This window comes from Chromohalobacter sp. HP20-39 (assembly GCF_033052815.1).
Taxonomy (GTDB): domain Bacteria; phylum Pseudomonadota; class Gammaproteobacteria; order Pseudomonadales; family Halomonadaceae; genus Chromohalobacter.
In genome coordinates, this window is the sequence record NZ_JAWHTP010000334.1 from 1 (window position 1) to 338 (window position 338).

General features: G+C 65.7%; 1 pseudogene. It reads right to left on the reverse strand.

Going from position 1 to position 338, the window contains the following annotated elements:
• Positions 1-338, reverse strand: a pseudogene (locus tag RVY79_RS18260) (hypothetical protein); the annotation flags it as partial.

Below are 338 nucleotides of genomic sequence, written 5' to 3' on the forward strand. Positions count from 1 at the left end.
GGCAGGCGTAGTTGCAGGCTATGCTGATCGGCATGAACTTGGATTCGGCCGGCGGTGCCGCCACCGTGTTCGAACTCAATGCGGTAAGCCTGACCGTCAAGCAGCGTGGCTTGCGGCGCCATGGTGTCCAGCGCGATGGGTCGTCCAGCCACGCCGGTGACCAGTTTGGGGACGGCAGCGTCTTTGGCCTCGGCGCGCAGGTGGTCCCGGCTTTGCGAAACCTCCGCCGATGTATCGGCCGGCAGGCCCAGCGCATTCAATACGGTACGCAGCACGTCGTCGGCTACGTGCATGGGGTGGCCGGAGGCGTCTTCCCAATCGACCAGCAGGCCGGCATC